The sequence below is a fragment of the Pseudochelatococcus lubricantis genome, assembly GCF_042432495.1.
Taxonomy (GTDB): domain Bacteria; phylum Pseudomonadota; class Alphaproteobacteria; order Rhizobiales; family Beijerinckiaceae; genus Pseudochelatococcus; species Pseudochelatococcus lubricantis.
Genome location: NZ_JBHLXC010000003.1, coordinates 113,699 through 120,607, shown reverse-complemented (window position 1 = coordinate 120,607; position 6,909 = coordinate 113,699). Strand labels below are relative to the sequence as shown.

5 protein-coding genes are annotated in these 6,909 nt (G+C 67.9%); 3 read left to right on the top strand and 2 right to left on the bottom strand.

Annotated elements, in window-relative coordinates:
* Nucleotides 1-245: 245 nt before the first annotated feature.
* Nucleotides 246-608 carry a hypothetical protein gene (locus ACFFJ7_RS10440; protein ID WP_028709981.1) on the bottom strand — a complete coding sequence of 121 codons (363 nt, stop codon included), beginning with the start codon at nt 606-608 and terminating at the stop codon, nt 246-248.
* A gap of 20 nt (nt 609-628) precedes the next feature.
* Nucleotides 629-1,318 carry an SOS response-associated peptidase gene (locus tag ACFFJ7_RS10435; RefSeq protein ID WP_028709982.1) on the bottom strand — a complete coding sequence of 230 codons (690 nt, stop codon included), beginning with the start codon at nt 1,316-1,318 and terminating at the stop codon, nt 629-631.
* A gap of 163 nt (nt 1,319-1,481) precedes the next feature.
* Here ACFFJ7_RS10435 and ACFFJ7_RS10430 point away from each other — a divergent pair, with 163 nt between their 5' ends.
* From ACFFJ7_RS10430 to ACFFJ7_RS10420, 3 genes are read left to right on the top strand one after another with little or no spacing between them, the layout of a single operon-like run.
* The gene (locus ACFFJ7_RS10430; protein ID WP_028709983.1) at nt 1,482-2,243 is read left to right on the top strand and encodes an ImuA family protein; all 762 of its coding nucleotides are present in this window, start codon (nt 1,482-1,484) and stop codon (nt 2,241-2,243) included.
* Nucleotides 2,158-3,681: a Y-family DNA polymerase gene (locus tag ACFFJ7_RS10425; RefSeq protein WP_196108332.1), complete on the top strand. Its 1,524-nt coding sequence runs from the start codon at nt 2,158-2,160 to the stop codon at nt 3,679-3,681. The genes ACFFJ7_RS10430 and ACFFJ7_RS10425 overlap by 86 nt, the downstream gene beginning before the upstream one ends.
* Nucleotides 3,678-6,857 (top strand): error-prone DNA polymerase, encoded by a 3,180-nt coding sequence (locus tag ACFFJ7_RS10420; protein ID WP_028709985.1) that lies wholly within the window; start codon nt 3,678-3,680, stop codon nt 6,855-6,857. Before ACFFJ7_RS10425 ends, ACFFJ7_RS10420 begins: the two co-directional genes overlap by 4 nt.
* The last annotated feature ends 52 nt before the right edge of the window (nt 6,858-6,909 follow it).

Sequence of the window (6,909 nt, the reverse complement as noted above, 5' to 3'; positions counted from 1 at the left end):
CCATTGCAGATACCAGCTTGAATCACGATCACCGCGCCCGGTGAATCCCTTTTGTCAACACGCCCTAGCGCCCGCCGAGAACTTCTGGATACGATTTTCGCCAGCTCTCACCTCACGACCTAGAGGTTCTGACCCGTGATCTCCGGCTGGCGCGTTGGCTGATCAGTGGCGAACACTTCCTCCAAGGACGAGATCTGAACCGGCTACCCAACCCACCGGGCCGCCGACGTCCCGCTGATGATTGGCTACGCATGCCGCCCCGCAAGCCGCTCGTCGAGGACCGGCTCGTCCCAGTTGCGCGCAACACCGAGCCACTTGTCGATCATCGCCTGAAACTGCGGCTCTGCGAAGCAGGTCTGGAACGTGTAGAGCCGATTGACCACCTGGCGCATCAGGTCGCGCATCTCGTCGTCGTCGAGTCTCGACACGGTTCCCCAGGGGATGCGATTGCCGTCGGCGTCGATGACGAAGACATCGGAATAGTCGCCGGTCTTCGTGACCGGGACCGGCCCCGCATGCAGGTCCTCCAGCATGCTGTTGCGGACGCAGATCATCGCCATCGCCTTGGCGAGCGTCGCCGCTAACTGTTCTTCTTCCTTCCGGCCCATTTCCGTCCTCCGGATCATTGTCAGATGCCCGGCAACATGCCATCGCCGGCTGCGCTCGCTGGCGTCTCCGTGATCAACAGCCGCTCGTCGGGCAGCGGCCGTTGCAGGCCCTTCGCTTCCTTCCAGTCGGCGGTCAGCCAGGTCTCGACTTCGTCGCGGCTCGTCAGGATGACGGGCATGGCCTTCGGATGGATCGGTTTCACCACGCCATTGGCCTCGCTCGTCAGGAAGGCGAACAGCTGATGATCGCCCGGACGCGGGGTTCGGTTCGAGCCGCGGGTTCCGCGCCATGGCGTCCAGATTCCCGCGAAGAAGAACAGGGGCTGGGTCTCATCGAGGGCGAACCAGTGCAGCGGTTTGCGCTTCGTGACCGGATCGGGCTTTTGCCCATATTCGGAAAAGGCGGTGGCCGGGACCACGCAGCGATGCCCAACCCCGAGCCATTTGCGCCAATGGGGGCTGCCCGTGCTGCGGATATTGGTGACGCCCGTGTCCGGCGCATCATGGGATTTCAGATATTCGATGGGCGTGGGCATACCCCAGATCAGCGAGGCCAGTTCCCGCCCGCCATCGGTGTTGCGCACCACCGGCGCCGGGCGGTCGGGATAGACATCGATCGACGGCTCGAGATTGCCGATGCTGTCATGGGTGGCGGCCACGAAATCCCGGATCGCCTGCTGATTGGTTGTAATGCGATACAGGTTGCACATCGCCCCGCCACTCTCCTTGCGAATCCTTTACGTCACCATAGGGCATCGCGTTCCGTCGATCACTTCCGGGATGGCCGAGATTGACTCTCGACCCGCAAGAGAACAAATAAAGAACATAGCAACGGAATCGACCAGTGCAAAGCCCCGGAGACGCCATCCTCATATGCCCAACCGTGCAGACAGCCCAGCCATTGCCGACCTTCGGGCGCGCATCGCGCGGCTCGAAGGCGATGGCACGCGTCCGCACGAGGTGCTGCCCTTCGGGATCGCGCCGCTGGATCGCAGGCTGCCCGGTGGCGGGCTGGCGCTCGGCTGCCTCCATGAAGTCGCCGGAGGCGGCAACGGGGCGGTGGATGGCGCGGCGGCGGCCTGTTTCACGGCCGGGATCGCCGCCCGCACCACCGGCCAGGTGCTCTGGTGCGTGGCGCTCCAGGATCTCTTCGCGCCGGGGCTGGAGCAGTCGGGATTGCCGCCCGGCCGGGTGATATTCGTCGAAGCCGGGGACGACAAGGCTGTTCTGGCCTGTATGGAGGAAGGGCTGCGGCATGGCGGGCTGGGGGCGGTCGTCGGCGACATCGCGCGCCTGCCAATGACCGCCTCGCGGCGGCTGCATCTGGCCGCGAAAGGCTCGGCGACGATTTGCATCGCGCTGCGCCGATGGCGGCGGCAGGCGGAGGCCAGCGATTTCGGGCAGCCGACGGCGGCGATGACCCGCTGGCGGATCTCGGCGCTGCCGTCCTCGTCCCTTCCAGTTCCCGGCGTCGGGCGGCCGCGCTGGCTCGTTGAGCTGATCCGGGCGCGGGCGGGCGAATGTCTCGATATCGAACTGGAGGCGTGCGATGGCTCGGGTCATCTCTGTCTTCCTGCCGAACTGGCCGACAGACCGGTTGCGGCGGAAGGCGGGCGACGCAGCGCCGCCCGGTGAGGCGCCGCTGGTCATCGCCGGAAGGGAGAAGAACCGCCGGGTGGTGACGGCGGCCGATCCGGCCGCGCAGGCGCTCGGCCTGCGCGCCGGAATGCCTGTCACCAAGGCCCAGGCGATGGTGCCCGGCCTCCACATCGAGCCCGCCGACCCGCGGGCCGACCTGGACAGCCTCGAACGCCTCGCGCTCTGGGTGCTGCAACGCTTCTCACCTATCGTCGCCGCCGACGCGCCGGACGGGATCGTCATCGATGCGACCGGCGCCGACCATCTGCATGGCGGCGAAGCGGCCATGCTGGAGGCGCTGACCGGTCGGCTTGTCATGTCCGGCGTCACCGCCCGCGCCGCCATTGCCGATAGCTGGGGCGCGGCCCATGCGCTGGCGCGCTACGCGGCCGATCCGCTGTTTGTCACTCCTCCCGGCGAAACCGTCCCGATCCTCGCGCCGCTGCCGCTGCAAGCGCTGCGCTTGCCGTCCGCGATCGCAGCGGGGCTATACGATCTCGGCTTTGTCCGCATTGGCGACCTCATCGGGCAGCCGCGCGCGCCCCTGACGCGGCGCTTCGGCCCGGAACTCTGCCGGCGTCTCGATCAGGCCCTGGGCGCGGTCGCCGAACCCATCGAACCGATTCGGCCCGAGGACCTGGTCTCCGTCCGCCGCGTCTTCGCCGAACCGATCGGCGCCGCCGAGACCATCGCGCGCTATATTCGCAAGCTGGTTATGGCGCTCTGCGAGACGCTCGAAGGGCGGGGTCTCGGCGCGCGCCGTCTCGACCTGCTCTGCCACCGGGTCGACAACCGGATCGAGACGGTGCGCATCGGCCTGGCCATGCCGGTGCGGGATCCCGCGCGCCTGACCCGGCTTCTCTGCGACAAGATCGAGACCATCGCGCCGGGCTTCGGCATCGAGATCATGTCGCTGACAGCCACCCTGGCCGAACCGCTGCCCTTGAAGCAGGCGGCCAGCAGCCTCATCGAGGAGACCGCGCCGGATCTCTCCGGCCTGATCGACACGCTGGCGAACCGGGTCGGCGCGCGGGCGGTCTATCGCTTCGCCCCGGTGGCGAGCGATGTGCCCGAACGCTCGGTCTGCCGCCTGCCGGCGCTTGCCGGGGATACGGGCGCGGGCTGGCCCGACCACTGGCCGCGCCCGTCGCGGCTTCTCGCCCGGCCGGAGCCGATCGAGACCATGGCGCTCTTGCCGGACCATCCCCCGAACTGGTTCTCCTGGAAGGGCGTGCGCCGCCGTGTCCGCCGGGCCGACGGCCCCGAGCGCATCTTCGGGGAATGGTGGAAACGCGATGCCGAGCGACAGGCGGTGCGGGACTATTTCCGGGTCGAGGACGATGCCGGCGAGCGCTTCTGGATCTTCCGCTCCGGCGATGGCGAGGATGCCGCCACCGGCTCGCATCGCTGGTTCCTGCACGGGATTTTCGGATGAGCGCGCCAGCTTACGCCGAATTGCAGGTGACGTCGCATTTCTCCTTCCTGCGCGGCGCCTCCTCGGCCGAGGAGCTCTTCGCCGCGGCGGCCGCGATGGGGATCGACGCGCTCGCCGTGACCGACCGCAACACGCTTGCCGGTATCGTGCGCGCCCATGAGGCGGCGAAGGCTGCGGGTGTGCGGCTGATCGTCGGCTGCCGCCTCGACCTCGCCTGCGGCATGTCGGTGCTGGTCTATCCGACCGACCGGGCGGCCTGGTCGAGGCTCTGCCGGTTGCTGTCGCTGGGCAAGGGGAGGGCGGGCAAGGCGCGCTGCCATCTCGAATGGGACGATCTCGCCGCCTATGGCGAGGGCTTGATCGCGGTCCTGGTGCCGGACCTTGCCGACGAGACCTGCGGCCTGCGCCTGCGGCGCTTGCGCGATGCCTTCGGGACCCGCGCCTATCTCGGCCTGACGCTGCGGCGGCGGCCCAATGACCAGATGCGCCTCTGGGAACTGTCGACGCTCGCCGCGCGCCTCGGCGTGCCCACCGTCGTGACCAATGACGTGCTGTTCCATGAGCCCGGACGCCGCGTCCTGCAGGATGTCGTCACCGCGATCCGGCACAATGTCACCGTCGACGCGCTCGGAACCCGGCGCGAGCGCCATGCCGACCGTTATCTGAAGCCGCCTGCCGAAATGCACCGGCTCTTCGCGCGCTGGCCCGAGGCTTTGGCCCGGACGCGTGACATCGCGGATCGCTGTCGCTTCTCGCTCGACGAGTTGCGCTATCAATATCCCGAAGAACGCGACGATCCGGCGCTGAGCCCGCAGGAAACCCTGGAGCGGCTGACCTGGGAGGGCGCCGCACACCGCTATCCCGAGGGTGTCCCCGACGAGGTGACGGCCGCGCTGAAGCATGAGCTGGCCCTGATCGGTAAGCTCGATTACGCGCCCTATTTCCTGACGGTGAACAGCATCGTCCGCTTCGCCCGGTCACGCGGCATCCTCTGCCAGGGGCGCGGATCGGCGGCGAACTCCGCCGTCTGCTATGTGCTCGGCATCACCGCGATCGATCCCGGCCGCAACGATCTCCTGTTCGAGCGCTTCGTCTCCGAGGAGCGCCGGGAGCCGCCCGACATCGACGTGGATTTCGAGCATGAGCGGCGCGAGGAAGTGATCCAGTGGGTCTATGAGCATTACGGCCGCGAGCGCGCCGCGCTGACCGCGACCGTCATCCGCTATCGCTCCAAGGGGGCGCTGCGGGACGTCGGCAAGGCCATGGGTCTTCCCGAAGACCTGATCCAGACGCTGTCCGGCCAGCTCTGGGGCTGGTCCGAGGCCGGTGTGACCGAGCAGCAACTCCGTGATCTCAACCTCAACCCGCAAGATCGCCGGCTGCGCCTGACGCTCGAACTGGCCGCCCAGCTTCGCGGCGCGCCCCGGCATCTGTCGCAGCATCCAGGCGGCTTCGTGCTGACCCATGACCGGCTCGACGATCTCGTGCCCATCGAGCCCGCGGCGATGGAGGGGCGTCAGATCATCGAATGGGACAAGGACGATATCGACGCGCTGCGTTTCATGAAGGTCGATGTCCTGGCGCTGGGCATGCTGAGCTGCATGCGCCGGGGGCTAGACCTGCTGGCCGAGCACAAGGATATCCGACTCGATCTGGCGTCGATCCCGGCCGAGGATCCGCGCACCTATGCGATGATCCGCAAGGCCGACACGCTCGGCACCTTCCAGATCGAGAGCCGGGCGCAGATGTCGATGCTGCCCCGCCTGAAACCCCGGACCTATTACGACCTGGTGGTGCAGGTCGCGATCGTGCGGCCGGGGCCGATCCAGGGCGATATGGTTCATCCCTATCTGCGCCGGCGCGAGGGCCTGGAAGAGGTCGATTATCCCCGACCCGAGCTGGAGAAGGTGCTGGGCAAGACGCTCGGCGTGCCGCTGTTCCAGGAACAGGCCATGCGCGTCGCCATCGAATGCGCGGGCTTTACCGCGGGCGAGGCCGATCTCCTGCGCAAGAGCATGGCGACCTTCAAACATACCGGCGGCGTCTCGAAGTTCCGCGACCGGCTGATCTCGGGGATGATCGCGCGCGGCTATGAGGAGGAGTTCGCGGCGCGGACCTTCCAGCAGCTCGAAGGGTTCGGCTCCTATGGTTTTCCCGAAAGCCACGCGGCGAGCTTCGCGCTGATCGCCTATGCCTCGGCCTGGCTCAAATGCTGGCACCCGGATGTCTTCTGCGCCGCGCTCCTCAACGCCCAGCCCATGGGCTTTTATGCGCCGGCCCAGATCGTGCGCGACGCGCGCGAGCATGGGGTGGAGGTCCGCCCGGTCTGCATCAATGCCTCCCGCTGGGATTGCACGCTGGAGCCGACCGGCGACGAAAGCCGTCTCGCGGTCCGTCTTGGACTGCGCATGGTCAAGGGCCTCGCCAATGCCCATGCCGCCGCCATCGTGGCGGCGCGGGGCGATGAGACGTTCACCTCGGTCGACGATCTCTGGCGGCGGGCCGGCGTTCCCGTCGCGGCGCTCGACCAGATCGCGGCGGCCGACGGATTCCGCCCGGCGTTCGGTCTGGCCCGGCGCGAGGCGCAATGGGCCATCAAGGGGCTGCGCGACGAGGAACTGCCGCTCTTCGCCGCCGCCTCGGAGCGCGAGGGACGGACCGTTCCGGAACTCGACGAGCCGGCGATCGCGCTGAGAGCGATGCCTGCTGGCCGCGAGGTGGTCGAGGATTATGGGCATATCGGCCTGTCGCTGCGTCGCCATCCGGTCTCCTTCCTGCGCGAGGACCTGGCGAGGCGCCGGATCGTCACCTGCGCCGAGGCGATGGCGGCCCGCGATCAGCGCTGGCTGGAGGCGGCGGGGATCGTGCTGGTGCGCCAGCGTCCCGGGTCCGCAAACGGCGTCATGTTCATCACGCTCGAGGACGAGACCGGCATCGCCAATCTCGTGGTCTGGCAGAAGATCTTCGAGCGCTATCGCCGGGTCATTCTCTCATCGAGCATGATCGCCGTGCGGGGCCGCGTTCAGCGCGAGGGCGAGGTCGTGCATCTCGTCGCCCATCGGATCGTCGATCTGTCGCGGGATCTGGCGACTGTCGGGCAGCGCGAGGTGGCGACGGACGGGCAGCAGGGGCCGGGGGCCGGCGGTATCAGGGTGAAGGCGCGGGATTTTCGGTAAAGCCGGTGGCTTTGACAGAAGGCGGTATCGGTTCGAACCAACGAATCGGCCT